This is a genomic window from Alphaproteobacteria bacterium, from assembly GCA_040218575.1.
GTDB lineage: Bacteria > Pseudomonadota > Alphaproteobacteria > JAVJRE01 > JAVJRE01 > JAVJRE01.
Genome location: JAVJRE010000005.1, coordinates 242,395 through 269,000, shown reverse-complemented (window position 1 = coordinate 269,000; position 26,606 = coordinate 242,395). Strand labels below are relative to the sequence as shown.

Annotated in this window: 23 protein-coding genes and 1 riboswitch; of the genes, 13 read left to right on the top strand and 10 right to left on the bottom strand. The window is 67.4% G+C overall.

Going from position 1 to position 26,606, the window contains the following annotated elements:
• Positions 1 to 3 precede the first annotated feature (3 nt).
• The gene (locus tag RIE31_07250) at positions 4 to 1,398 is read right to left on the bottom strand and encodes an amidohydrolase family protein (GenBank protein MEQ8640384.1); all 1,395 of its coding nucleotides are present in this window, start codon (positions 1,396 to 1,398) and stop codon (positions 4 to 6) included.
• A gap of 88 nt (positions 1,399 to 1,486) precedes the next feature.
• Here RIE31_07250 and RIE31_07245 point away from each other — a divergent pair, with 88 nt between their 5' ends.
• From RIE31_07245 to RIE31_07235, 3 genes are read left to right on the top strand one after another with little or no spacing between them, the layout of a single operon-like run.
• Complete coding sequence (locus tag RIE31_07245; GenBank protein MEQ8640383.1) at positions 1,487 to 2,200, top strand: ferredoxin; 714 nt, start codon at positions 1,487 to 1,489, stop codon at positions 2,198 to 2,200.
• Between the two features lie 14 nt (positions 2,201 to 2,214).
• Positions 2,215 to 3,666, top strand: a complete 1,452-nt coding sequence (locus RIE31_07240) for an amidase family protein (protein MEQ8640382.1) — start codon at positions 2,215 to 2,217, stop codon at positions 3,664 to 3,666.
• Positions 3,663 to 5,198, top strand: a complete 1,536-nt coding sequence (locus tag RIE31_07235) for a fused MFS/spermidine synthase (GenBank protein ID MEQ8640381.1) — start codon at positions 3,663 to 3,665, stop codon at positions 5,196 to 5,198. Before RIE31_07240 ends, RIE31_07235 begins: the two co-directional genes overlap by 4 nt.
• Before the next feature lie 33 nt (positions 5,199 to 5,231).
• Here the strand turns inward: RIE31_07235 and RIE31_07230 are convergent, their stop codons facing one another.
• From RIE31_07230 to RIE31_07220, 3 genes are read right to left on the bottom strand one after another with little or no spacing between them, the layout of a single operon-like run.
• A complete protein-coding gene (locus RIE31_07230) occupies positions 5,232 to 5,645 on the bottom strand; it encodes an HIT family protein (protein MEQ8640380.1) in 414 nt (137 codons plus the stop codon).
• Positions 5,642 to 8,749 carry an efflux RND transporter permease subunit gene (locus RIE31_07225; GenBank protein MEQ8640379.1) on the bottom strand — a complete coding sequence of 1,036 codons (3,108 nt, stop codon included), beginning with the start codon at positions 8,747 to 8,749 and terminating at the stop codon, positions 5,642 to 5,644. Before RIE31_07225 ends, RIE31_07230 begins: the two co-directional genes overlap by 4 nt.
• Positions 8,749 to 9,855: an efflux RND transporter periplasmic adaptor subunit gene (locus tag RIE31_07220; protein ID MEQ8640378.1), complete on the bottom strand. Its 1,107-nt coding sequence runs from the start codon at positions 9,853 to 9,855 to the stop codon at positions 8,749 to 8,751. Before RIE31_07220 ends, RIE31_07225 begins: the two co-directional genes overlap by 1 nt.
• A gap of 175 nt (positions 9,856 to 10,030) precedes the next feature.
• Positions 10,031 to 10,246, top strand: a riboswitch (cobalamin riboswitch).
• 181 nt (positions 10,247 to 10,427) lie between these two features.
• Between RIE31_07220 and RIE31_07215 the strand changes: the two genes are divergently transcribed.
• Genes RIE31_07215 through RIE31_07195 form a run of 5 tightly spaced genes read left to right on the top strand, consistent with a single transcriptional unit; the run spans position 10,428 to position 16,033 of the window.
• Positions 10,428 to 12,512 carry a TonB-dependent receptor gene (locus RIE31_07215; GenBank protein ID MEQ8640377.1) on the top strand — a complete coding sequence of 695 codons (2,085 nt, stop codon included), beginning with the start codon at positions 10,428 to 10,430 and terminating at the stop codon, positions 12,510 to 12,512.
• Between the two features lie 2 nt (positions 12,513 to 12,514).
• Complete coding sequence (locus RIE31_07210) at positions 12,515 to 13,411, top strand: ABC transporter substrate-binding protein (protein ID MEQ8640376.1); 897 nt, start codon at positions 12,515 to 12,517, stop codon at positions 13,409 to 13,411.
• On the top strand, positions 13,408 to 14,427 hold the full coding sequence (locus RIE31_07205) for an iron ABC transporter permease (GenBank protein MEQ8640375.1): 1,020 nt from the start codon (positions 13,408 to 13,410) through the stop codon (positions 14,425 to 14,427). The genes RIE31_07210 and RIE31_07205 overlap by 4 nt, the downstream gene beginning before the upstream one ends.
• A complete protein-coding gene (locus tag RIE31_07200; GenBank protein ID MEQ8640374.1) occupies positions 14,424 to 15,227 on the top strand; it encodes an ABC transporter ATP-binding protein in 804 nt (267 codons plus the stop codon). Before RIE31_07205 ends, RIE31_07200 begins: the two co-directional genes overlap by 4 nt.
• Entirely contained in the window at positions 15,227 to 16,033 is an 807-nt protein-coding gene (locus RIE31_07195; GenBank protein MEQ8640373.1) for an energy transducer TonB, read from the top strand. The genes RIE31_07200 and RIE31_07195 overlap by 1 nt, the downstream gene beginning before the upstream one ends.
• 72 nt (positions 16,034 to 16,105) lie before the next feature.
• Here the strand turns inward: RIE31_07195 and RIE31_07190 are convergent, their stop codons facing one another.
• Entirely contained in the window at positions 16,106 to 16,342 is a 237-nt protein-coding gene (locus tag RIE31_07190) for a hypothetical protein (protein MEQ8640372.1), read from the bottom strand.
• A gap of 134 nt (positions 16,343 to 16,476) precedes the next feature.
• Entirely contained in the window at positions 16,477 to 16,713 is a 237-nt protein-coding gene (locus tag RIE31_07185; GenBank protein MEQ8640371.1) for a hypothetical protein, read from the bottom strand.
• A gap of 553 nt (positions 16,714 to 17,266) precedes the next feature.
• On the opposite strand from RIE31_07185, the gene RIE31_07180 reads away from it, so the two are divergent.
• Complete coding sequence (locus tag RIE31_07180) at positions 17,267 to 17,899, top strand: PA14 domain-containing protein (GenBank protein MEQ8640370.1); 633 nt, start codon at positions 17,267 to 17,269, stop codon at positions 17,897 to 17,899.
• Between the two features lie 7 nt (positions 17,900 to 17,906).
• Here RIE31_07180 and RIE31_07175 read toward each other — a convergent pair whose 3' ends face one another.
• From RIE31_07175 to RIE31_07160, 4 genes are all read right to left on the bottom strand, one after another.
• Positions 17,907 to 19,280, bottom strand: coding sequence for an MFS transporter (locus RIE31_07175; protein ID MEQ8640369.1), 1,374 nt, complete (start codon positions 19,278 to 19,280; stop codon positions 17,907 to 17,909).
• Positions 19,277 to 20,227 carry a DMT family transporter gene (locus RIE31_07170; protein ID MEQ8640368.1) on the bottom strand — a complete coding sequence of 317 codons (951 nt, stop codon included), beginning with the start codon at positions 20,225 to 20,227 and terminating at the stop codon, positions 19,277 to 19,279. Before RIE31_07170 ends, RIE31_07175 begins: the two co-directional genes overlap by 4 nt.
• Positions 20,220 to 21,257: a glycosyltransferase gene (locus RIE31_07165; protein MEQ8640367.1), complete on the bottom strand. Its 1,038-nt coding sequence runs from the start codon at positions 21,255 to 21,257 to the stop codon at positions 20,220 to 20,222. Before RIE31_07165 ends, RIE31_07170 begins: the two co-directional genes overlap by 8 nt.
• A 136-nt stretch (positions 21,258 to 21,393) precedes the next feature.
• Positions 21,394 to 21,651 (bottom strand): hypothetical protein, encoded by a 258-nt coding sequence (locus tag RIE31_07160; protein ID MEQ8640366.1) that lies wholly within the window; start codon positions 21,649 to 21,651, stop codon positions 21,394 to 21,396.
• 251 nt (positions 21,652 to 21,902) lie between these two features.
• Here RIE31_07160 and RIE31_07155 point away from each other — a divergent pair, with 251 nt between their 5' ends.
• The 4 genes from RIE31_07155 to lspA all read left to right on the top strand — a co-directional run bounded on the left by RIE31_07155 (position 21,903) and on the right by lspA (position 26,558).
• Positions 21,903 to 22,874 carry a bifunctional riboflavin kinase/FAD synthetase gene (locus RIE31_07155; GenBank protein ID MEQ8640365.1) on the top strand — a complete coding sequence of 324 codons (972 nt, stop codon included), beginning with the start codon at positions 21,903 to 21,905 and terminating at the stop codon, positions 22,872 to 22,874.
• Positions 22,875 to 22,929: 55 nt separating this feature from the next.
• The gene (locus tag RIE31_07150; GenBank protein ID MEQ8640364.1) at positions 22,930 to 23,091 is read left to right on the top strand and encodes a hypothetical protein; all 162 of its coding nucleotides are present in this window, start codon (positions 22,930 to 22,932) and stop codon (positions 23,089 to 23,091) included.
• A 114-nt stretch (positions 23,092 to 23,205) separates the two neighbouring features.
• Positions 23,206 to 26,052, top strand: coding sequence for an isoleucine--tRNA ligase (ileS, locus tag RIE31_07145; protein ID MEQ8640363.1), 2,847 nt, complete (start codon positions 23,206 to 23,208; stop codon positions 26,050 to 26,052).
• Positions 26,052 to 26,558, top strand: a complete 507-nt coding sequence (gene lspA / locus RIE31_07140) for a signal peptidase II (GenBank protein ID MEQ8640362.1) — start codon at positions 26,052 to 26,054, stop codon at positions 26,556 to 26,558. Before ileS ends, lspA begins: the two co-directional genes overlap by 1 nt.
• Positions 26,559 to 26,606 lie beyond the last annotated feature (48 nt).

Below are 26,606 nucleotides of genomic sequence, written 5' to 3'. Positions count from 1 at the left end.
GACCTACGCCCGGCCGCTGGCGGCAGGATCGAAACCGTTGGGCAGATGAACGTCCGGGTGAGAGTCATACATACGCCGCCACAGCGCGACGCCCGTGGACTGCGCCTCGGCCAACAGGGCGTCCTCGTCCATGGTCAGCACCCGGCCGTCGCGCATGATCCAATCGCCGCCGACCATGACGGAACGGACGTCGGCGGCCTGCCCGTTGTGAACGAAGGCGGAAACCGGGCGCACCACCGGCACCAGATGGGCCCGGCGGGCGGCCACCATAATGAGGTCGGCCAGCCGGCCTTGTGCCAGGACACCGCCATCGGTGACGCCCAGCGCGCGATAGCCGTTGGCTGTGGCCCAGCCCAGCGCCTGGTCCGGCGTCGGGTGGGCGCCGTCCTTGCGCCGCACACGCTCCATGAACATGGCGGTACGCATCACTTCCACCATGTCCTCGGCCATATTGTCGGTGCCCAGCGCGATGGTGCAGCCGTGCGAGTCCAGATCGGCGATGTTGGGTGACAGGCCGCGCCTGGCCGCCATGCACGAATTGAAGGCAACGGAAATACCGGCCTTACCGGCAATCTCTTCCTCCGCCGGTGTCATGCAGCGGCAGTGCGCCGCCACCAGCCGCTCCGACAGGAACCCGGTGGACGCCAGGTATTCGGTGGGCAACATGCCGCGATTGGCTTTGACCGCCGCCACCTCGCCCCATACCTGGTTGAGGTGGCAGGTGGCGACCGTATCGAGGCGGTCCTGCAGATCACGCAGGTCGCGCAGCAACTCGGGCGAGCACAGGTCCGGCGCCCAGGCGGAAACGGCAACGCTGATGCGTCCGTCCTCGGCGCCGTGCCAACGCTGATGCAGGCGTTCGATGCGGCCCAGCCCCTCCGCCGCCATCGCCGGGTCGCGCTCGAACGCGCCCTGGGCGCCGACCGTGCCGTTGGCCCGATCGGCGGCCCGTTCGGCGACCACCAGGCGCAGGCCGGTGGCAACCAGCCCTTCCATGGTTTCGTCATTGCCGATGGAATCCTCCATGGCCAGCGTTGTACCGCTGCGAATCGCCTCCAGCGCGCCAAGCTGGCCCATCAGGCCGCGCTCGGCGGTGGTCCATGCCGGCATGGGCGGCCGCCCCACATCGTCGAAGGGTGGGTGGGCGTAGGTGGGATAGTCTTCAAAGATGCCGCGGGCGATGGTGGCCGTCAGATGGGTGTGGCAGTTGGCAAAGCCGGGCATGACCAGCATTCCGACTCCGTCGACGCGCTCGGCATCGCCGTAGCGCGCCTTGAGCGCGTCGCTGGGGCCGACCGCCGCGATGCGCTGGCCGTCGATGGCAATGGCAGCATTGAAATGCACCGTGTCATCGGCATCGGCGGTGACGATGGTGGTATCATGGATCAGCATGACCATGGATGGGCTCCGCAAGGGCACAGGGTGTTGTCTGTGGCTACTATTTCACGGGTCAGACGAACTGGCGAGGCAGCGCGCGGTGGCGACAGTGGCGGATAGTATGGCCGGGGAGCGGGGCTGGCACGACGACCTGGCGCAGCGGCTGGCAACGCACGGCCTGCAGGTGCGTGGCGCCATGCACCCGGCAGCGGGCGACGGTGCGCCGGCTCTGGCCAGTGGGGCGCCGGCCCTGACCCTGGTGCTGGTGGGCAATGCCGGGGCCGACATGTGGACCCGTTTCGCCGATGGACCCGAGGCCGGCGACGGGGCGCCTCATCCGCTCAATCGCTGGACCCGTCGTGTGGTCGGCGAAATAGCGACGCGGTGCGGGGCGGATGCGGTCTATCCGTTTGACGGACCGCCGTGGCCCCCCTTTCTGGCCTGGGCGCGCCAGGCCGACCGGGTGTTCCCGTCACCGCTGGGCCTGTTGATCCACGCCGACTATGGCCTGTGGCACGCCTATCGCGCCGCCCTGCTGTTCGCCGAACGCCTCACCGAGCAGCCGGCGATGCCGCGGCCGGCACCGGCCGAACGGCCGTGCGACACATGCGCCGGTAAGCCGTGCCTGAGCGCCTGTCCGGTCGGCGCCTTCGATGGCCGGACCTATGACGTGGCGGCATGCCGTGATCATCTGCACACGGTCGAAGGCAAGAGGTGCATGAGCGGCGGCTGCCTGGCCCGCCATGCCTGTCCCATCGGGCCCGAGTGGGCCTATGGTCGCGATCATGCGTCTTTTCACATGACGGCGTTTCGACGGGGTTGAGCGGATGGGCGGCCATGACCAGTGAAGCGGGGACAGCCGGCGCCGCCGCAACGGCGCTGGCCATGCGCCGTGGAACGCTGGACCCGGTAGCGGAAACGGAGCGGTGCCTGGCGCGGATCGCCACCGTTAACCCGCACCTCAACGCCTTCTGTCATATGGACCCTGACAGTGCGCGGTCGGCGGCGGCGGCCAGTGCACAACGACTGGCGGCGCAGCGCCTGCACGGTCCGCTGGATGGGATTTGCGTGGCCATCAAGGATGTCCTTGACGTGGCCGGCTGGCCAACCCGTCACGGATCGCTGGCTACCGATGACGCGCCGGCGCCATCGGACAGTGTGACGGCGGCACGGTTGCGCGCCGCAGGCGCGGTGCTGGTCGGCAAGACAACGACCACCGAATATGCCTGGCTGACCGATTCCGTCTCACCGCTGACCGGCCGTACGGTTAACCCCTGGCACCCGGCCCTGTCGGCCGGCGGTTCATCGTCGGGCAGCGCCGCCGCGGTGGCGGCTGGCCTGGTGCCGCTGGCCATCGGCACGGACACCGGCGGTTCGGTGAGAATCCCGGCCGGCTTCTGCGGCGTCACCGGCTTCAAGCCCAGCGCCGGTCGCATTCCCGCCATGCTCGATGATGGCTATGGCGCCATGACCCACATCGGCATCTTCGCCCGTGACGTGCATGACGTGCGTCTGGCCTATGACGCGTTGGTCGGACCGGATGCTGCTGACCCTTTCGCCCTGCCGGGCGAAAGCACCGGCGCCCTATTGACGGGACCGGATGAATCGCCGGCCGTTCTGGCCGGCTGCCGGGTCGTGGTGTCGCCGGGTCTGGGGGTGGTGGCGCTGGAGGGTGCGGTCGCCGCAGCGGTGGAACAGGCGGTGGATGCGCTGGCCTCTGCCGGTGCCCATGTGGAGCGCCGCGACCCACCCATCGGCGACCTGGGTCACGCGTTCACGGCCTATAACGGGCCCATCGCCCGCTGGATGCTTGACCGGCTTTCGCCAGAGGCGCGCCAGCGGGTCGGCCCCGATATCCACGCCACGGCCATGGCCGGTGACGCCATGAGCGCCGCAGACTGGGTGGCGGCGCAGTCGATCCACCGCCGGCGGGCGGCGGATATCGGGCGGTTCATGGCGGGGTCCGACCTGCTGCTCTCGGCGACCACCTCAATTGCGGCCTTTGCCAGCGAGACGGGACCGCCGGCCGGGTGGGCCGAGTCGGCAGACGGCTATGGCTGGGCGACGCCGTGCTTCGTCTTCAACATGACCGGCCAGCCGGCCATCAGCCTGCCGGCCGGCCGCACCGCCGACGGCCGACCGCTGGCGGTGCAGCTTGCGGCGCCACGCTTCGCCGACCGTTTTCTGCTGCGCGCCGCGGCGGCGCTGGCTGCCCTGCTGCCGGCGACCGGCACACCGGACCTGACGTGGTGCGCTGCCGGCGCCGGATCAGGACTGATCAGGTCATGATGGTCCGGGCCATGCAGACCGGTTTTGGCGCCGCGGTCACCGTGGCCGCGGCCGGCGTTCTGATTGTCGAGATCGTCGCCATCCGTCTGATGGCGCCGCTGGTGGGCATGACCATCGAGACATGGAGCGCGGTCATCGCCGCGGTCCTGGCCGGGCTCAGTCTCGGTCACTGGTGGGGCGGTCGCCTGGCGGAACGCGCATCGGCGGCGGCTGGTCAGCGGGTTCTGGCGTGGGCCTTCATCGCCGCCGCTGCCGGCAGTCTCTTGCCCCTGCTGCTGCTGGGGCCGGTCATGGCGCTGCTGTTTGCGGGTCTTGGCCGACTGGGCGCGACACTGGCCGGCAGCCTGCTGTTCTTTGCCCCGCCGGCGGTGGCCGGCGGCATTGTCGCACCACTGGCGGCCAGGCTGGCGATCGACGCAACGCCGGACCAGCGCGGTCGTATTCTTGGCCGGCTCTATGCTCTGGGCGCCGCCGGCAGCATTGCCGGCGTGCTGCTGGCCGGATTCATAATGCTGGCGTGGCTCGGCTCGGCCCTGTCGCTGGTCGCCGTTGCCTTGGTGTTTTCCGCCATGGCCGTGGTGCTGTGGGCGGCGGCGGGTGGCGGCCGCGGACGGATGCTGCCGGCGCTGGCGCTGGCCATGCCGCTGGCGGGCCTGGCGGTGGCGATGGACGGTGTGCCGGGCAGCGTCGCCGGCTGGTGCGACATGGAAAGCCGCTATTACTGTATCCGGGTGATCGCCGACGAGACGCGTGGGCCGGCCACGCGCCTGCTTCTGCTCGATGGTCTGGTTCATTCCGCCAGCGACACCCTGAACCCGGCCGCTTCGGCAATCGAACCGCACCGCTTTGCGGATGCGGTGGCGCGTCAGGCTTTTGCCGGACGCGACGATGTGCGGGTGTTTGTTCTGGGCGGTGGTGGTCTGACCGTGCCGGACCTGTGGCGACAACGCTATGCCAGCGGGCGCATCGTCGCGGCGGAGATCGATCCGGTCGTGACGGCGACGGCGGTGGCGGCGCTGGGCGTCCGGGTGGCGCCGCCGCTGTCGGTAGTTCACGCCGATGGCCGCATGGCGTTGCAGGCGAACAGCGGTGAGCCGTTCGACATCATCTTCGCCGACGCTTATGGCGGGCTGACCGTGCCGCCGCACCTGACAAGTCTGGAGTTCGCCCGGCTGGTGCGCCTGCGCCTGACGCCGCAGGGGGTCTATGTACTTAACCTGATTGATGACCGGACGGAGCCACGCTTCGCCGCCGCCATGGTCCGCACCTTAGGCATGGTGTTTGAGTCGGTGGCGGTGTGGACCCATGACGGACCCGTCATCAGTCGCCAGCAGCACTTCAATGTGGTGGCCGGTGCGACCGCGGCGTTGCCCGACGCCATGGCCGATGTGCGGGCCGAAAACAGTGACGCCACAGCCGGAACGGGCTGGCACAGGATGTCGGCGGAGGCGTTGCTGGCCATGGCGCCGGGTGGGCCGATCCTGACCGACGACTATGCGCCGGTGGACCGGCTGGTGGCCGGCCGCTGGTAGGCCGCTGGTAGGCCGCAACCGGGCGGCGATGACTCAGAGAGCGTCGGCCAGCATGGTCTGCATCTCGGCCACGCGGGCGGCGCGGCCCGCATCGTCATAGGGTTCCGCCGGCCCGGCCAGCCACACCGGACCCGGCCAGGCGGCGTCGGACGGCCAGCGGGCAATGACGTGGATGTGTAGCTGCGGCACCTGATTGCCCAGCGCCGCCACATTCATCTTGCGGGCGCCGAACCCGGCCAGAAGGGCGGCCGAAGCAGCGCAGACCTCCGTCATGCAGACATGGCGGTCGGCCGGCGTCAGATCGTGCAGATCCCGCAATTCCGTTCGTTTCGGCACCATGACCAGCCATGGAAAGCGTCTGTCATTTTCCAGCAGGATGAGATTGAGCGGCCAGTCGGCGACCAGCGTCAGACGGGCCAGAGCGTCATGCAGGATGAAACTACTCATTCGCCGGCTGCCGGATGCTCCAGCTCGAGGCGCGCCAACCGCTCGGTTACGGCGTTGGCCGGCTTGCTGAATCGGGCCAGGCAATTATACAGAACCGGAATGACATAGAGGGTGAGGACCGTCGCAAAGCCGACGCCCGCCAGCACGACGATGGCCAGAGCGGCGCGGCCCTCCGATCCGGCACCACCGGACAGAACCAGCGGCACCGCCCCCAGCATGGTCGACAATGTGGTCATGACGATGGGGCGCAGGCGAATTTCCGCCGCCTGGCGGATGGCGCTTCGCACACTGGCGCCGGATGCCCGCAACTGATTGGCGAACTCCACCATCAGAATGCCATTCTTGGCCATCAATCCGACCAGCAGGATCATGCCGATCTGACTGAACACATTGAGGCCGACACCGAAGGCGGTCAGGCCCAGCAGGCCACCGGTCACCGCCAGCGGCACGGTCAGCATGATGATCAGCGGGTGGACGAAGCTTTCGAACTGGCCGGCCAGAACCAGAAAGACGATCAGCACCGCGAGGGCGAAAGTGATGAGTATGGAGCGGTTTTCATCAAGGAAAGCGCGCGCCTTGCCGTCAAAGCTCAGCTGGGCTTCAGGCGGTAGCACCTCGCGCACCAGATCGCGGGCTTCCTCGATTCCCTCGGCAATGGACACCCCCTCGGCCAGCGGGCCGGACAGGGTTATGGACGGCGTACCGTCGGTCCGTCGAAGCCAAAGCGTGCTGGAGCCTTCTTCCAGGGAAATGACGCTGGCCAGCGGCACCAGTTGGCCGGTGGTGGCGGAACGCACGAAGATGTTGGCCAGGTCCGATGGCCGCTGGCGGTCGACGCCGGCCGCCTGCAACAGCACATCATATTCCTGACCACGGTCGGGGAAACGGGTGATGGCGCGGCCGCCGATCATCACTTCCAGGGTGCGGCCGATCTCCGCCAGGTCAACACCGAGATCGGCGGCGCGTCGGCGGTCGACCCTGAGGCGGATTTCCGGCTTGCCCTCGGCCCAGTTGGTGCTGAGCCCGGTGATGCCGCCAGTATCTGACTCGATGCGGGCGATGAGCCGCTCCGACCAGTCCTGCAGCGTCAGCGTATCGGCGCCGCCCAGAACCATTTCCAGCGAATCGCTGGGCGCGCGCTGGCCCAGGGTGCGTGGCGGAAAGACAAAGGCGCGCATACCCGGCAGGGCGCTGAGCTGCGGGCGCACTTCCGCGATCAGATCCTGCTGGCTGGCCCGCCCGCTGCCCCAGTCGTTCAGGCGCAGGACGATGAAGGCGCGATTGACCTGTGACGGGCCAGAGAAGGATGGCGCAAGAAGGGTATAGACGGACTCCACATCGCCTCTGTCCACCAGCGGTGTAAGGATCGCTTCGGCCGCCGCCACCTGGCGCCGCGTATAATCCAGGCTGGAGCCTTCGGGCGCATTGATGCTGACGAAGAAGACGCCGCGGTCTTCGCTGGGTGCGAAATCACGGTCGATATTCTGAAACAGACTGACCGCCAGGGCGGAAATCAGCACGGCGATGCCGATGACGATAACCGGCTGACCAAGCGCGAACTCCACGCTCCGGCCATAGGCGCGGGCAATGCCCCGGAAGGCGCGCTGGCCGGCATCGGCCCGCCCGCCACCGCCGGCTGCCAGCAGGCGCGAGGCCATCATCGGCGTCAGGGTCAGGGCGACGAATGAGGAAAAGACCACCGCCGCCGCCATGGCGATGCCGAACTCGGTAAAGAGACGTCCCGTCGCCCCTTGCATGAAGGAGATGGGGACGAACACCGCCACCAGAACCAGCGTGGTTGAAATGACAGCGAAGGTGATCTGCCGCGCGCCGCGCTGTGCGCCAAGCAGTGGCGCTTCGCCATCCTCTACCCGGCGGTGGATGTTCTCCAGAACGACGATGGCATCGTCCACCACCAGGCCGATGGCCAGAACCAGCGCCAGCAGTGTCAGCACATTGATGGAGAAGCCAAGCGCCGCCAGCACCGGCAGGGTGGCGATGATCGAGACGGGAATCGCCACGGCCGGGATCAAGGTGGCGCGCAGCGAGCGCAGGAATATGAAGATGACCGCGACCACCAGCGCCAGCGCCACCAGCAGCGCACGCACCACCTCATTGATGGACGACCGGACAAAGACGGATTCATCATAGCCGATGCGGACGATCACATCGTCCGGCAGGGTCTGGCGGATCTCTTCCACCTCGCGCTGAATGCCGTCCGACACCGCAAGCGCATTGGCGCCGGACTGGCGGACGACACCGAGGCCGATGGCCGTAGCGCCGTTGATGCGGGTTTCACTGCGCAGCTCATAGGCGCCCAGTTCCACCTGCGCCACGTCACCCAGGCGCAACTGGGTGCTGCCTTCGTCGCGGATCACCAGATTGGCGAAATCCTCGGCTCCGCGCAGGCGTACGTCCGTCCGCACGGCGAACTCACGAGCCTGGCTTTCCAGGCGGCCCGCCGGCAGCTCCACATTGCCGCGCCTGAGCGCCTGTTCGATGTCGGCAACGGTGATCTGGCGCGCCGCCATGGCCTGGCGATCAAGCCAGACCCGCATGGCCAGCCGCTGATCGCCGCCGATAGAGACCGAGGCGACGCCGGGCACCGCCGACAGACGGTCAACCACGAAGCGTTCGGCCAGGTCGGTCAGCGCCCGGTTGTCCCGCCTGGGGCTCGACAGGGACATGTAGAGCATGGCATTGGCGTCGGAATCAGCCTTGGCGATACGCGGCGTCCCGGCCCCCTCCGGCAGAGACGACACGACCCGCGAGACGCGGTCGCGCACGTCATTGGCCGCCGCCTCCAGGTCATGACCAAGAGCGAATTCCAGACGCACACTGGCCTGTTCATCACGCGTCCAGGAGGTGATGCGCGTGATGCCGGCAATGCCCGAGACGGATTCTTCCACAGGTTCCGTTACCTGGCTTTCCACCACCGGCGAGGAAGCGCCGGGATAGGTGACGGCAATGCTTATATTGGGCGGGTCAATGTCGGGCAGCTCACGCACCGACAGGCGTGACAGCGCGGCCAGACCAACCACCACCAGAATCAGGTTGATGGTGATGGCCAGCACCGGCCGTCGGATGGCGATGTCGGACAGCATCACGCACCACCCTCGCCGGTCCCGTCGGCGCTTGTCGCGCCGCCACTGCCGGTGGCCTCCTGCAGGACCACCGCCCGCCCGTCGCGCACTTTCTGCAGGCCTTCAACGACGACCAGCTCGCCGGGCGACAGTCCGGCCTCCACCTGCACGATGCCGGGTTCGCGCCGGCCCAGAGTCACCTCCGTACGGATGGCCTTGCCGTCGCTCACCACATAGACGAACTGGCGAACGCCCTGGGGCAGGACCGCTTCTTCCGGCACCAGAATGGCATCGCGCTGGACGCCGGTTTCAAGCTGGACCGTGAGAAACATGCCGGGACGCAGGCGCTCTTCGGTGTTGGGAAAGGTTGCGCGGACGGCGACGGAGCGGCTGACCGGGTCAACCCGGGTGTCGATCTCATCGAGCTGGCCGATAAAGATGTGATCGGGCCAGGCCGGCGTCAGCGCGACCACCGGCAGGCCAGGGACCAGCGCGCCGATGGCAATCTCCGGCACGGAAAACTCGATCAGGATGGGGTCGGTATCGTCCAGGGTGGTGATGGGTGTGCCGGGCTCCACCTGGGCGCCGGGGCTGACCTGGCGCAAGCCCACACGACCGGCGAAGGGCGCGCGGATGGTGTATTCGGCGAGACGCGCCTGGGACGCGGCGAGGCGTGCATCGGCGGCCCGCACCTGATCGCGCAGCTCGTCCACACGGGCCTGCGGCACGGTGCCCCGCTGGGCCAGAGATACCGCCCGGTCGAGGCCACGCTGCAACTCGTCCCGCTGGGCCCGCACTTCGTCCCGTTCGGCCTGTTCCACCGTCGCCTCCAGCGAGGCCAGCACATCGCCGGCGGCAACATCGGCGCCGGGCGTGAAGGCGATGGTGTCTATGGTGCCGCGCTGGCGCACCGTGATGATAACGGACTCGGCCGCCCGCGCCGTGCCGACCGATTCGATACGGTCGGTGATCGGGCCGAGCCGGGCGGCCACCGCGACCACCGGCACTGGCGGTGATTCCCGTCTGCCGCCTTCCTCGCCGGCCGGCTCACGGTTGAGCACATACCAGCCGGCGACGGAGACAATGACAATGAGGGAAAGGAGGGCGGATTGCCGCAGAAGGCGCATGGCGGCAGAGATTACGCGGCCCGGGGCGGGCTGCCTACCTCCCGGCGCAGACGCCGCCTGTCACGCCAGCGCGAGGCGGCATCAGGTGGCGCCGGGCCGGTACAGGGCCGGCGCACGGCCGGCACGGGGTTGGGGCGCTCCGGCCGCGCGTTGACATGGCGGCAGGGGCAGACCGATACTCCCGCCTGGTGGTGGTTTCGGCCCCTTCGGGGGCGGAACGACAAGAGGGAATACGGTGCGCCCGGCTCAACCGGGCAATTCCGTGGCTGCCCCCGCAACTGTAAGCGGTGAGCCTGCGCCAGAGTGACCACTGGACCCAAGGGTCTGGGAAGGCATGGCGTCGGGCGGTGAACCGCAAGCCAGGAGACCTGCCCCACCAGCGTCACCCAACCGTCGATCGGGGATTGTCGATGGTCCGGAACTCCGTTCGCGGTGACGCACGAACGAGTGCGCCGTTGGTGGAAACCGGTCGGGTGACGTCATGACCTGTGCAATGTCAATTCACAGCCAGACTCCGTCTGTCGGGATTCCCCTGCGGCATCGTGCAGCAACCGCCTGGGGAGACCACAGACATGAGGAAAAGCCGTATACGCGCTGTTGAGCGCCTTGCCTTTCGACGGACGCGTTTGGCTGGTGCGGGGTTCGCCGCCCTGATGCTGGCCGCTGTGCTTGCCGGGCCGGGCATCGCAAAGAGCAATGACCAGGACGAGGACGGGGCCGTCATCGTCACCGGCAGCCGTATTGAGTCCGGCGCTGCCGGCACGTCCACCACCATCATCACGGCGGCGGACATAGAGGCCGCTCCGGCCAGCACCGTGCCCGGAGTGCTGAGCTATTATGCCGGTATCCAGGTGCGCGATCTGTATGGCGGGGTGGGCAGTGCGCGCTCCACCGTGGACATTCGCGGCTTCGGCGCCACGGCGGTGTCCAACACGCTCGTCCTGATCAATGGCCGGCGGCTCAACGACATAGACGTTGCGGCCATCGACTGGTCGAACATTCCGCTGGACGCCATCTCACGTATCGAGGTGATCCGCGGCAATTCCGGCGCCGTGCTCTATGGCGATGGCGCGGTCGGTGGGGTCATCAACATCATCACCCACTCGCCACTGACGGTGGAACCGATGGTGGATATGTCGGTAGGGCTCGGCACCCTCAATCATGACGAGGCGGCGGTTTCGACCGTGCAGCACTATGGCGACACGGCGGTGAGCTTTTTCACCAACACCCAGTCCAGCGACGGCTATCGCGACAATAACGATTTCGACCAGCGGAACGGCGTGTTCGAAGTGCGCCATGATTTTGGCGACGGCGAGCTCTATGCCAGCGTCTCAGCCGATGATCAGACCCTGCGCCTGCCCGGCGTTCGGCGGGTGACGCTGACCTCGAACCTGCTCGCAAGTGACCGCACTGGCGCGACGACACCCTTCGATTATGCCCTGCAGAACGGCCTGTCCGGCACGCTGGGCGGCACCTGGGCCGTCGCGCCGGGCGCCGACCTGATCGTCGATGGTGGTGTCCGCCGCAAGGATCAGGACGCGGTCTTTATTTCCGCCTTCGGCGCGGCGTTCGATTCCCACGTGGACACCGACCTGACCACCTGGTCGCTGACGCCGCGGGTCAATCTCGCGGGCGATTTCGGGACTTTGCCATCGTCATCCACTGTCGGCGTCGACCTCTATTACGCCGACTACAATTCCGACCGGAAAAACCATCTGGGCGACCCGCCGATCAAGCGCTACGATGCGCGGCAGCGGAGTGTCGCGCTCTATGGTCAGACGACCATCACCGTCAGCGGCGACACCACGGCGCATGCTGGCGGCCGGGTACAGCAGATCAACACCGTGGCCGACGACGTGCTTGACACCACGGCGCCCGGCTATTCGGCCTTTTCGCACACCAATCTGGCGCTGCTTGACAAGTCGGAAACCGAACTGGCGGCCAGTGTCGGCGTAGAGCATCAGCTGACCGCCGGGCTCGGCGTGTTCGCACGCGCCGCGCGCAGCTTTCGCTCGCCCACGATCGATGAGCGAATCGGCACCGGCGGTGCGACGTTCAATCTTGAAACTCAGACCAGCTATGACGTGGAGGCCGGTGTGCGGTCCGGCATCGCCGGCGGCATGTTGGTGACCAGCGCCTATGTCATGGATCTGGAAGACGAGATCGCCTTCGATCCGGTCAACTTCATCAACCGCAACCTGGACCCGACACGGCGCTACGGGGTCGAGGCGCAATACACCGTGCCTGTGGCCCATGACCTGTCGCTCAGCCTGAACGGCGCCTACACCCGCGCGGTGTTCCGTTCCGGCGCCAACGAGGGCAATGACGTGCCGCTGGTCGCCAGGTGGACCGGCAGTTCGGCCCTGACCTGGCAGCATGCCGAATGGCTGTCGGCCACGGTTGTGGCGAGCTATGTGGGCGAAAAACGGCTGGACAATGACGCGGCCAATTTTCAGCCGATGATTCCGGCCTATTCGGTGGTCGATCTTCGCCTTGGCGGCGAGTATGGCGGCTTCTACTGGGAGGGTATCGTCAACAACCTGTTCGAGGAGGAGTATGTGACCTACGGGGTGGCCAGCGCCTCCACCTTCGGCACCTACAACGCCTATCCCATGCCGGAGCGGACGGTGCTCGCCCGGTTCGGGGTGCGGTTCTAGCCATGGCAGGGTGTCGCCGCCGGTTCGCCGGCATCCTCCGCCCGCTGGCGGGGCTGATGCTTGGCGTGCTGGCGGCGATGCCCGACGCGATGGGTCAGTCGGCGGCGTCAGCTCCGCAGCGGGTGGTATCGCTGAACGTCTGTTCCGACCAGCTGCTGCTGCAACTGGCGCCGCGCGACGCCATCGCCTCGCTCAGTTTTCTGGTGGCCGATCCGGCGGTGAGCGCCATGGCCGACGCGGCAGCCGGCGTGTCGCTCAACCACGGTCTGGCGGAGGAGATCCTGCCGTTGCAGCCGGACCTGGTTTTCGCCGGCGCTTACGGCGCGCGGCCGGCGGTGGCTCTGTTGGAGAATAACGGCGTGCGGGTCGAACGCATGGGCCTGGCCCTGTCGCTGGACGATGTCATGAGCCACATCGAGCAGGTGGCCGCGGCGCTGCGGCGGCCCGCCGCCGGCCAGGCCCTGGCGCGGCAGGTGCAGGAGCGGATCGCCGCGGCGGGCCGCGGCGCGGCACCACGGCAGGACCGGCCGCGCGCCATCACCTATCATGCCAACGGGCTGACCGCCGGCAGCGGCACCCTGACCCACGACATCATAGAGGCGGCGGGCTTTGTCAATCTGGCGGCGGAGCTCGGGGTTGATGGCCTGCGCCCGCTGTCCATCGAGGCCCTGGTGGACGCCGCACCGGACCTCATCATCCTGGGCGCGGCGCGCGAGGGTCCGCCATCGCTGGCTACCGCGCTGCTGCGCCATCCGGCCCTGGTCGGCCTGCTGCAGCGGGCGCGAACCCTGGTCATCGCCGAGAGCGCCCTGGCCTGTGGCCCGCCCGGGGTGACGGCGGCGCTGGACCAGCTCGGCGCCGTGCGCCGACAGATGACGGCGCGGGGCAGCGGCTCATGAGCCGGCCCGCGCTTTTGCCCTATGGCCTGCTGCTGGCGCTGCTGGCACTGGCCGCGGCGGCGGCGGGCATCGCCTCTCTGCTGGTCGGGCCATCGTCGGTCGGCATGGCCGACCTGCTGGCGTGGCTGAGGGGGGCCTGGCCGGGCGGCACGGATGATCCGGCGGCGCGTCTCATTCTGGCAGAGGTGCGTCTGCCGCGCGCCATACTGGGGCTCGCCATCGGTGCAATTCTCGGCCTGTCGGGCGCCGCGCTGCAGGGATTTCTGCGCAACCCCCTGGCCGAGCCAGGGCTGATCGGTGTGTCCGCCTCGGCCGCGCTGGGGGCGGTTCTGGTCTTCTATTTCGGCCTGGCCGGCCTCGCCTTTGCCGTGCCGCTGGCCGGCATGGCCGGCGCCATCTGTGCGGTGGTCCTGGTGCAGCTACTGGCCGGGCGTGAGTCCGGCAGCATGGCGCTGATCCTGGCCGGCATTGCCGTCACCAGTTTTGCCGGGGCCATGACCAGCCTGGCGCTGAGTCTGGCGCCCAGCCCCTTTGCGGCCTTCGAGATCGTCTTCTGGCTGCTGGGATCGCTGGCTGACCGCAGCATGTCTCATGTGACTCTGGCCCTGCCCTTCATGGTGGCCGGCGCAGTCATGCTGCTTGCCCTGGGGCGCAGTCTCGATGGGTTGAGCCTCGGCGAGGACGCAGCGCGCAGCCTCGGCATCAATCTCAGGCTCAGCCGCAACCTGCTGGTGGTGGGCACGGCGCTGGGGGTCGGTGCGGCCACATCCGTCGCCGGGGTCATCGGTTTTGTCGGTCTGGTGGTGCCGCACTTGTTGCGGCCGCTGGTCGGTGGCCTGCCGGGCCGCCTGCTGCCGGCCAGCGCCCTTGGCGGTGCTGCGCTAACGGCGCTGGCCGATGTGGCGACGCGGGTGCTGGGCGGCGGCAGTGAGCTGAAGCTGGGGGTGGTGACGGCGCTGGTCGGCGCTCCCTTCTTCTTTGCCCTGGTCTTGCGTGAGCGGCGGCGGCTGGTATGAGCGACCACCTGATAAACGCCCTTGCCTGTCATGATCTGTCGCTCAGCTTCGGCGCGCGGCCGGTGCTGCGTTCCGTCAGCCTGTCGGTTGCGGCCGGTGAAATGGTTGCGCTGGTCGGCCCCAATGGCGCCGGCAAGACGACGCTGCTGCGGGCGTTGTGTGGGTTGCTGGCGGCCGACAGCGGCGGTGTGACGGTCGAGGGTAGAAGCCTGGATCGCCTGGGCCGCCGTTCGCTGGCGCGACGTCTTGCCTATCTGCCGCAGAACGCCGCCAGCCACTGGCCCCTATCGGTAGAGGCGGTGGTGGGGTTGGGTCGCCTGCCGCACCGCAGCGCCATGGCAGCGCCGTCTGTAGCGGATCGTGCCGCCGTTGCCCGGGCCATGGCGACGGCCGATGTGGTGCATCTGGCGGCGCGGCCGGTCAATGAGCTTTCGGGCGGCGAGCGGGCGCGGGTGATGCTGGCGCGGGCGCTGGCCGGTACGCCGGCGGTGCTGCTGGCCGACGAGCCGGTGTCGGGCCTCGACCCTTATCACCGGCTGGACACCATGGAATCCCTGAAACGCCTGAGCCGCGAAGGAGCGGCGGTGGTGGTGGTGCTGCATGACCTGACGCTGGCCGGCCGCTATGCCGACCGGCTGGTCCTGCTGGATGGCGGCCAGGTGGCGGCGGACGGCGCGCCCGATCAGGTCCTGACCGCGGAACGGCTGGCCGGCGTCTATCGCATTGCCGCGGTCACCGGCCGCCATGAAAACGAAAGCTATGTTCTGCCATGGCGACGGCTGGGCGGAGGGGACCGGTGATGGGCCGGTCGGCTGCCGCACTGGCGGTGCTTGCCTCTGTGCTGGCCCATGGCGCGCTTGCGGCCGGGCTGGTGCTGCTGCGTCCGGCCCCGGCATCAACGCCGATGCCGGAGAGCGGCGCCATCCATCTGGTGATGGTCAGCGTGGTGGATGGCAGCGCCGCCGCCGGCGCACCGGTGCCGGCGACGGCAGCGGCGGTGTCCACGACCGCGCCGGATGGCGCCGCGGCTCGTCTGGCGGGAGCGCCGACAATGACGTCCGCCGCGATGTCTGTCGCAACAGACGCCACGCCAGATGTGTTGCCGGATATGACCGCCCAGTCCGCGCCAGCCGTGGCCGAGGCGCGCGTGGTTGCGCCGGACCTGTTGCGGCGGCCGACCGAAACGCCAGTGGCGCAGGCCGCGGCGGCGAGCAGCGATGCAACGGGCCGGCAGATGGCAGCTTTGGCGCCGGCGGCCGGCGGCACGGCGGAAACGGCCGGCACCGTGGAGGCGCTCACCACCTCCGCCACCGCCGGCGATGAGCCGTCCAGCGCCAGTCGCGGCGATGGTGTGCCGGCGCCGGCCGCCGGCAATCCCCGGCCCGACTATCCGTGGAGCGCCCGGCGCAACGGCATCGAGGGACGGGTGGTGCTGCGGGTGGAGGTGCTGCCGTCCGGCATGGTCGGCCAGGTAGTGGTGGCGGAAAGCAGCGGCTATGGGATTCTCGACCGGGCGGCGCAGCGCACGGTCGCCTTGTGGCGCTACGACCCGCCGCGGGGGCGGGTCACCACCCGGGTGCCTGTGGTCTTCCGCCTGGAGAACTAAGTCCCCGGCTATCAGCGCAAAGAAAAACCGGCGCCCCGAGGGACGCCGGTTTGTACTGTGGGCCCGGTGCGACTAGCGCAGCGAGCGCTTCGAGAACAACCAGACGATGACGATCGCGGCAAGGATGCCGGCGAAGCCGCCATTGCCCAGTGCCTGGACGAAGTCAGTGAATGACTGGACGACGCCTGTGCCAATGAACGGAACGTCCGCCCCGAACAGAATTGTAAACACGATGGACAGGGCAATCAGCAACAGGCCGACCTCTGTCAGGCGCCACAGCCACGTCTTTACTGTTTCAAACCAAGACATTTCGGAACCTCCCGGGACGCGGCCTGGAGCCGCCTGTTGGTAAACTCGTCAGCGCAGAGCTCCCGAGCCTGCATCAGAAGTTCCGGACCCGGTGGCGGACTTCACCACCGGGCCCGGGGATGCACAGGCTGGCGCTAGCTGATCCGCCGGCCAGTGAACAGCCAGAGAACCACACCCAGCGCGATCAGGCCAACGAACCCACCACTGCCGAGACGGCTGATCAGATTCATGATGTTCTGAACGATCGAACCGGTTTCGAAGAATGTCGCGGTACCTGGAAACAGGACCTGAACGACGATGCCGAGTGCAATCAGAACCAGACCAACTTCGGTCAGGGCACCGATCCACCGCTTGACGGTATCAAAGGACATGCATGCCTCCCAAGGCAGAGTCAGCGTAAGGAACCCGCCCCCAGGCGAATTCGGTGCGTCATGCCGCAATAATTCGACACAATTGTCAAGAGTATTTCGAAATGATGGCCATATGTGGCGAGGACTCGCCCGGCCGGTCCACGAAGTCAGGCAAGGCGGAGGGCGGTGATTATTGAGTCTCCGGGGCGGAGTCCTGGACTCCCATCAAATCCCGGGCGCCAAGGACTTGAAATCCGCCGCGAGTCCTGAAAATGGCCGTGTGTTTGTCTTTAACCATGCGGTTCTATGGTGTTCCGCCGGCTGTTGGGCAGTGTTTTCCGGGCACGGTCCGGTCCGTCGGCCCGTCTGATAGCCCGTCTGATGGCTGGGCCTGGCGCGGGTTCGGGTGGCCGGTGGAAGCCGCGCGGTCAGACCCGTCATCAGACTGGTGTGATGTGGTCATAAGGCCGCTTGGTGAACATGCGGCAAATGAATTAATCTGGCGGGTGTCACCCATCTGCAACAATTCTGGAGATGGATAAACGCCGGATTCAGTCCCGGCAGCGGAGGGAACATGGCACACGCACACCACAGGAGCGGTTTAACAGGGCGCTGGACAGCAGCCGGGCTGGCCCTGCTGACGGCGGTATTGCTGACCGCCGGTCTGGCCGGACAGGGGCGTGCCGGCAGTGCCGTGGAGGTGGCCGCCCTGACGCCGCAGCCGGCTACGGTGCAGCCGGGGCTTGCGGTGCGTTACCGGTTCGACCGCTTCGAGCACATCGACACGGTCATCAGCGCCTTTGACCGCTGGGGCGGTGAGTCGTCCGACGTTCTGCCCGGACTGGACTATGGCGCCGGCGATGGCCTGGTACTCACATCGGATCAGACGATCTATGTCGGCGCCATTATCGAGGGCGTGATCCATCTGGAGCAGGCCGGCGCCTATGAGTTCATGCTGCTGTCCAATGACGGGGTGCGGCTGGAGATCGGCCGTCAGCTCGTTTTCGAGGATCCGCTGATTCACAGCGATACCTGGTCGCCGGCGTTGATGGTGACGGCGGCCGAGGGCGGCTGGCACGACTTCTGGTTGGCCTACTACCAGAAAAAGGGCACGTCCGCCTTGCAGCTTACCTGGAAGCGGCCGGGCGATACGGAGTTTACGGTGGTTCCGCCTGTGGCCTTCGGCCATCTGGCCAGCGCTGAATAGCGGCGGGCTATTGCGCCGGCCGCGGCCAGCGGCGGTGGCGATCATCGATCACGAAGTGATGGCTGTGCCGGACGGTCTGGCCGGCGACCACCCCGGCGGTCAGCGGTGCGAGCCCGGCATGGTCGCCTGCATCACCGACTGAATGGTCTATGGGGTGGCTGTGCTCGATCATGCCGGGGTCGCGGGCCGGCCAGAGCAGCGCCGCCGCAAACACTGCTGCCGCGCTGACCCCCGCCAGAATGAGAAAGAGCGGCGCCGTGGCGAGACGGGCGCCAAGGAAGCCGACCAGCGGATAGGCCATCAGCCAGGCGCCGTGGCTGAGGGCAAATTGCGCAGCGAAGAAGGCCGCGCTGTCACCCGGATGACATGAGCGGCGGATCAGCCGGCCGGCCGGGGTCTGGATCACCGACAGGCCAATGCCCAGCAGGAACCACAGTCCCAACAGGCCGGCGAAGTCCGGCGCCATCGCCCCAGTCGCCAGGGCCGCCACCAGCAGCACGCCACCGGTCAGCATGACCGGCCGGTCGGCAAGGCGATCCAACAGGCGGGGCAGAAGCAAGGCCGCCAGCATGGAGCCGCCGCCGGCGGCCATCATGGCCTGGGCCACGGCGACCTGGCTGAGACCGAGACCGCTCCGCACATAGGTGACGGTGTGAATGATGGTCAGCGAGCTGGCCATCGCCACCACCACATAGAGCGCCAGCAGGCCACGCAGGCGCGGCGTGCGCAAATAGGCGCTGACCCCGAAGATCGTGTTGTGCCACAGGCCCTGGCTGCGCCGGGTGGTGGCCGCCGCCGCCGGCACCGCGGTGATCAGCACCAGCAGGGCCGAGATCACAAAGCCGCCGGCGTTGAACAGGAACAGCCCGGAGAAGCTCATGAACAGGAGCGCCAGGGCCGCCAGGCTGGGGCTCAGGAGGTTTTCCAGATCATAGGCCAGGCGCGACAGAGACAGGGCACGGGTGTATTGCCGTTCATCCGGCAGCACGTCCGGGATGGTCGATTGGAATGTCGGGGTGAAGCCGGCGGCGCAGATGCTGAGAACAAAGATCAGCACATAGATCTGCCACACCGCATCGACGAAAGGCAGCAGCACGACGATCCCGGCACGGGCCAGGTCGAGAGCGATGAGCAAAGGTTTGCGCGGCAGCTTGTGGACCATGCCGCCGATGACCGGTGCGAACAGCACATAGGCGATCATCTTTATGGCCAGGGCCGTGCCGAGCACCACGCCGGCGTCACCGCCTGCAATATCAAACGCCAGCAGGGCCAGCGCCACCGATGTCAGGCCGGTGCCGATCAGGGAGATGATCTGGGCCGACAGAAGATTGCGATAGACCGGATTGGCCAGTGGATTGAGACGGATGGCTGGCGCGCTCATGGGTTCACTCCGCCGCCCGGCGTTACGGCCGGGGCAATGCCCCGTCGGGCCTCGCGCCGGGCGATATAAAATGTGCTGGCAATGATGATGGCGGCACCGACTCCTGTCCACAGGTCCGGCACCTCGCGGAACACCAGATACCCGAGGATCGTCGACAGAATCAGGCGGGAATAGTCGAAGGGAGCGACCACGGAGGCCTCGCCCGCCCGGTAGGCGCGGATCAGCATGTACTGACCGGCAACCCCGCCAAGACCGATGGCCGCAAGCCAGGGCAGGTCGCTCCAGCCGGGCATCTGCCACACCCACAGGGCCGGCCCGACGCCGGCGATGCCAGCGACAATGGCGAAGGAGGCCATCAGCGTCACATTGTCGTCATGCACGGTCAGCCGCTTGATAAGAGTCATGGCCGTAGCACCGAACATGGCGCCGAGGATGGCCACCAGTGCCGCAGGCTCAATCGCCGCCTGTCCCGGCCGCATCATCACCACCACACCCACAAAACCGATTGCCGTTGCCGTCGCGCGCCGCCAGCGAACGCTTTCCCCCAGGAACAGCGCCGCCCACACCACCATGAACAATGGCGTGGCGAAGCTGAGCGATACGGCATCGGCCAGCGGCAGAAACTGGATGGCGATAAGAAAACAGATAAAACCGGAATAGCCACACAACGCACGGACCACATGCATAACCCGGCGACCCCGTGGCAGCAGCGGCCGGCCGGCCGCCAGGGCCACAGGCACGACGATCACCAGGGCGACCACCTGTACCGCCCAGGTGATCTGCAGCGGATCAAACGTGGCGCCAAGGATTTTGCCAACCACGGTCATCAGGGCGAACATGCTGGCGGCACCGATCATCCACAGTGCACCGCGCACGTTCGGCGGCAGGGCGTTCAGGCGCGCCCGCCGGCTGAGGCGCCGCGTGCCGTCTTCGGCATGGTCAGTCATGCGGCGCGATGCGGTGATACAGATCGAGATAGGCGGCGACCGCGGCCGGCTCGCTGTATTCCGCCTCATAGCGTTCACGGCCGCGGGCAATCAGGGACTGTCTTAGATCCGGCGTCGCCAGGATCCGCGCCAGAGCGGCGACCAGGGCGCCGGCGTCGTCTATGGCCACCAGCAGGCCATCTTCGCCGTGGCGGATGGTGGCGCGCGGCCCGTCGCTGGCTGCCGCGACGATGGGGGTGTCGTGGGCCCAGGCTTCCACTGTCACCGTGCCGAAGGGTTCGTAACGGGACGGGAAGGCGCACACATCGGCCGCTTTCAGCAGGGCGCCACGGTCCGTGCGCCAGCCGAGAAAACGCACGCGATTCCTTAGGCCAAGCCGCTGGCACAGGGTCTCAAGCTCACTGCGCAGTGGCCCTTCGCCAGCAAGCCAAAGGAAGGCTTGTGGCAGGTCCACCATGGCGTGCAGCAGAACGTCGAGACCTTTCTTCTGGTGCAGCCGGGCGAGTGCAACGATCAGCGGTGCGTCGGCCGGCGTATCCAGACTCGCGCGATCCACCGGCGGGTCGCTTTCGCGGACGGCGAAGGTGCGCAGCACATGGGCCCGCTCCGGCGGCCAGCCGGCGGCGGTCAGGTGGTTGCGGATGGCCTCCGTGACGCCGGCCAGATGATGGCAATGGCGATAGGCTCGTAGCCCGTAATAGCCGCCAAGCCAGCCAAGATGAACAAAGCCGGCACGCTCCGCCGGCGGACAGAAGCGGGTGGCGCGCTGCATCCAGGTCTGTACGATGGTTGGCCTGAAGTCGCTGACGGCGCGTCGAAAGCGTCGCCGCGTGGTGATGTCGACGAGACCGCCAAAGGGTGCCGTGCCGGTTGCAATGCCGCCCGCCGCCATCTGCGCCTGACGTTCGGGCCAGGGCCGGATCAGCGTCTGCTGCGACAGCCCATGGCGGGCCAGGGCGAGGACCGTATCGCTGAACGCTGTTTCGGCCCCGCCATGGCGGGCGCCGGCCATGGCCTGCAGAACGCGCACCTGGCGTCTCCATCTCGCTGCAATCGCCAGACGGTTGATAGAGGCGCGGGCGTGGCTTGGCAATCAGCAGGACAGACGGCCGGTCAGGCGGCAGGCGGATGGTTGGGCCGCGCTCGGGCGGCGGTGCGCAGACCGCTCAGACGCCAGGATGGTCGTAGGGCACCACCTGGGTCACCGCGTTCTTGTTGATCAGCCGAATCTGCCCCGATTCGTCGACAAAAGGGAAAAAGTCGGTGGGCCCGTTCAGCAGGTCCTGTATGCGGCTGGTCGCTTCGATGAAGACGTGGCCGCGCATGACCGTGCCGCCGGATAGCGAAATCTCGGCGAATTCCTGCACCTTGGGAATGCGGCGCAGGTGGTTGCCGGTATTGAAGGCCTGACGGGACTTGAGCACGACGAGTCTCCATGAACGGCACACGAACGGCGCGAACCCGCACATCACGGGCCCCTGGAACCGACAGCGGCTCCTGCCAGCCAGTTTCCCGGCTGGGCCTTAAGAGAGGGTTAGCGGCAGTTGCGTCAGAGGCGGCGGCCTGGCCACCCGGTCGGATCGGTGCGTTGCCAGGCCGGTTCATCGCCAGATCCGTCCATTGGGCGGGCTTGCTGGTTGCGACTCCGCCCGGCGCGCCGTATGGACACATCGTCATGCGAATTGTGCGCAGTTTCACTGGCCTGGCGGCGGCGGACCGTGGCGCGGTTGTTGCCATGGGCAATTTCGACGGCGTCCATCTGGGCCATCAGTCCCTGATCGCCGCTGCCGGCGCCATAGCGCGCCAGGCCGGCCGGCCGCTCGCCGTGATGGCTTTCGAGCCTCATCCGCGCCGATTCTTTCAGCCGGATGGCCCGCCCTTCCGCCTGACCTCGCCGGCCGGCCGGGCCCGGGCGCTCGCCGGGCTGGGGGTGGAGCTTCTCTACGAGCTGACCTTCGACAGCCCCTTCGCCGCCCGTACCGCCCAGGAGTTCGTGCAGACCGTTCTGGTGGACGGTGTCGGCGTGGCCCACCTGGTGACCGGCTACAATCTTCGTTTCGGCAAGGCCCGCGGCGGTGATGTGAGGTTGCTGGCGCGGTTGGCGGCGGTGCACGGCTTTGGCCATAGCGCGGTCGATGCGGTGACCGATAGCGCGGACCAACCCTATTCGTCCAGCCGGGTACGTGACTGTGTGCGGGCCGGCGATATGGCCGGGGCTGCTGCTTTGCTGGGCCGGCCCTGGGAGGTCGAGGGCGAAGTCATCGCCGGGCAACGGCTTGGTCGCACCCTGGGCTATCCCACAGCCAACATAAACCTTGGTGAATACTGCCCGCCGCGCCATGGCATTTATGGGGTCCGGCTGGCGCCTGGCGAGGCCGGCGACGGTCTGTCCGACCATGGTGTCGGCTGGCTGGACGGGGTCGCCAGCTTCGGCACCCGGCCGACGGTCAAGGGCGACCACGAGCTGCTGGAAGTCCACCTGCTGGGGCGCACCCTGGACCTGTACGGCCGCACGGTACGGGTGCGTTGGTACGACTTTATCCGGCCGGAAGAAGCCTTCGCCGACCTGGAGACACTGCGCGAGGCCATTGGCCGGGACTGCCAGTCCGCGGCCCGGCTGCTGGCGGCGTGGCCGGTGGAGCCGTGAGTCGGGCCCGCCGATTCCTTGATTCAGCCGGGTCCAGCCCATAGGATCGCCCGCCATGAGCGAGCGAACCGTGGCCACAGGCGCCACCATCAGCATAGGACGGCCAGACGGGCGAATTATCGACCCGGCCCCCCTGCCGGGCCGGGACGTCCGCATTGCAGCCCTGTATCCCCGTAAGGATTTCGCCCGCCATGACATTTCGCCCCACCTCACCTGAACCCGCCCCACAGGCATCCGCCCCACAGGCATCCGCCCCACACGCATCCGCCCCACACGCATCCGCCATGACTGGCCGACCGGTCGCCGCCGGCCGTTGCGACGGGGTCTGACCATGGCCCGCGACTGGCGCGATACCCTGTTTCTGCCACAGACCGAACTGGCCATGCGCGCGCGCCTGCCGGAGCGCGAGCCGGATATTCTGGCAATGTGGCAGAAGCTCGATCTGTATGGACGTCTCAGACGGGACTCGGCGGGCCGTGAGAAATTCGTTCTGCATGACGGGCCGCCCTATGCCAATGGCCACCTGCACATGGGCCACGCTCTCAACAAGATTCTGAAGGACGTGGTCAACCGGTCGCAGCAGATGCTGGGCAAGGACGCAAACTATGTGCCGGGCTGGGACTGTCACGGCCTGCCCATCGAATGGAAGATCGAGGAGCGTCATCGCGAGGCCGGGCGTGCCAAGGAAGACGTGCCGGTGGCCGATTTCCGGCGCGAGTGCCGGCAGTTCGCCGAGCACTGGGTCGGCGTACAGGCGGCGGAGTTCCGCCGGCTGGGCGTTGTTGGCGACTGGGACAGCGCCTACACCACCATGAGCTACGATGCCGAGGCCAGCATTGTCCGGGAACTCGGCAAGTTTTTGCTCAATGGCGGGCTCTATCGCGGGGCCAAGCCGGTCATGTGGTCGGTGGTGGAGAAGACCGCACTGGCCGAGGCAGAGATCGAGTATCACGACCATACGTCCACCATGTGCTGGGTGCGCTTTGCGCTGCAGTCGCCGCCGCGCCCGGACCTGGCCGGCGTGTCGGCGCTGATCTGGACGACGACGCCGTGGACCTTGCCGGGGAACCGCGCCATCGCCTATGGCCAGGATTTCACCTATGTGGTGATGGACGTAACCGCCATCGGTGATGACAGCCGCGCGCGCATAGGCGAAAAACTGCTGGTTGCAGAATCGCTGGTGGCGGCTGTGGCGTCGGCCACGGGCATCACCGGGCACGAGGTGACAGCGCGTCTGAGCGGAGCTGAACTGGCGGGACTGGTAGCAGCGCATCCGCTGGCCGGCCAGGGCTATGACTTCGCGGTGCCGTTGCTGGCGGGCGACCATGTGACGCTGGAACAAGGCACGGGCCTGGTCCATATCGCGCCTGGCCATGGTGCGGAGGACTGGGAACTGGGTCGGTCCCACAACATCGCCGTGCCCGATACGGTGGATGGTGACGGCACCTATTTCGCCCATGTGCCGCTGTTTGCCGGCCGCGCCGTCTATCGCCCCGACGGCAGGACCGGCGACGCCAACGATGCGGTGCTGGAGGCTATTGCAGCGGCGGGCGGTTTGCTGGCCCGGGCGCGTCTGGTCCATTCCTACCCCCACTCCTGGCGTTCGCGGGCGCCGCTCATTTTCCGCAATACACCGCAGTGGTTTATCTCCATGGAGACGAATGACTTGCGGGCCAAGGCCCTGGCGGCGATTGATCAAACCCGCTTCGTGCCGCCATCGGGGCACACCCGTCTACGCGGCATGATCGCCAACCGGCCAGACTGGTGCGTGTCGCGCCAGCGCGCCTGGGGCGTTCCGATCACGGTCTTTGTTCATAAGGAAACCGGCGAGCCGTTGCGCGACGCCGCGGTCATGGCGCGAATCGTCCAGGCGGTGGCGGAAGACGGTGCCGATGCCTGGTTTGACCGGCCGGCCGAGAGCTTCCTCGGACCCGATCATGCCGCCGACCAGTACGAGCAGGTAAGCGACATTCTCGACGTGTGGTTCGATTCCGGGTGCAGCCACGCCTATGTGCTGGAGACGCGGGATGATCTGGCCTGGCCGGCGTCCTTGTATCTGGAAGGCTCCGACCAGCATCGCGGCTGGTTTCATTCCTCGCTGCTGGAATCCTGCGGCACCCGCGGTCGCGCGCCCTACAATGAAGTGCTGACACATGGCTTTGTCATGGACGAGCACGGCCGCGCCATGAGCAAGAGTCTGGGTAACGGCATGGCGCCGGAAGAAATCATCCAGAGCCACGGCGCGGATATCCTGCGTCTGTGGGTGGTGGCCTCGGACTATTCAGCCGACCTGCGGATTGGCCCGGAGATCCTCAAGCACCAGGCCGACGCCTACCGTCGCCTGCGCAATACGCTGCGTTTCGTTCTCGGCAACCTTCATGGTATTCGCCCTGGTGAACGGTTGTCGCCGGCGGAAATGCCGGACCTGGAACGCTGGGTTCTGCATCGGCTGTGGGAGATAGACCGGGTCGTGCGTCAGAGCGTCGCTGACTATGATTTCCATACCCTATACACCGCACTGCACACGTTTTGCGCGGTGGACCTGTCGGCCTTCTATTTCGATGTTCGCAAGGACGCGCTTTATTGTGATGGTGTCGAGTCGATGCGCCGCCGCGCTTCGCGGACGGTGCTGGCGATTGTGTTCGACTGTCTTACGGCCTGGCTGGCGCCGATTCTGTGTTTTACGGCCGAAGAGGCCTGGCAGTTACGTTGTGATGACGGGTCGGGCGACAGAGGACCGGACAGCGTCCATCAGCGCCTGTTTCCTGACCTGCCTGATGACTGGCGCAATGATGATCTGGACCGGCGCTGGAGCCGGATCCGGGCGATCCGCCGTGTGGTGACGGGAGCGCTGGAAGTGGCGCGTGCGGACAAGACGATCGGCGCCAGCCTGCAGGCCCACCCGGTGCTGTATGTGAGTGCGGCGGATGCGGCTTTGCTCGACGGGCTGGACATGGCCGAGCTGGCGATCACGTCGAACCTGAGCGTCAGTTGTGATCGGCCGGCCGCAAACGCCTACGCACTGGAAGACGTGCCCGGCGTGGCGGTGGCGATGGACCTGGCCGCCGGCGACAAGTGTGATCGTTGCTGGCGGGTTCTGCCCGATGTCAGTGCCGACGACGAGGGGCTGTGCGGGCGATGCCGCCAGGTCGTGGACGCCCGGGAGCCGGTTGCCTGATGGCTGAAGCCCGGCCGCTCAGTGGCGCCCGGCGCGGGCGCCTGACAGGGGTGCTTGTGGCGGGGCTGGTGTTCATCGCTGACCAGGTGAGCAAATGGCTGGTCTTCCATCTGGCGGCGGACCAGCCCATGCGGGTGGCCGTAGCGCCGTTTCTCAACATTGTCACGGCGTGGAACACTGGCGTCAGCTTCGGCCTTCTGGCCTTCGATCAGGGGGTGTGGGCGCTGGTTCTGGCGCTGCTGGCGCTGGCTATCTGTGCAGGCCTGGGGTTGTGGCTGTGGCGCAGCGACACCCGGCTGCAGTCGCTGGCGCTGGGGCTGGTCATCGGTGGCGCGCTGGGCAATGTGGCGGATCGGCTGGTCTTTCTCAAAGTCCGCGATTTTATAGATGTCCACGTCGGTGGCTGGCATTGGCCCGCCTTCAATCTGGCGGATTCCGCCATTACGGTCGGCGCCGTCATCCTGATCGTCCTGGCCTTCCGGCCTCATCGGGGCCATGGTAATTAGCGCGGTGTGGGCTGCGCTCAAGGTGCGGTGTCACAGGCGGACCGGGCC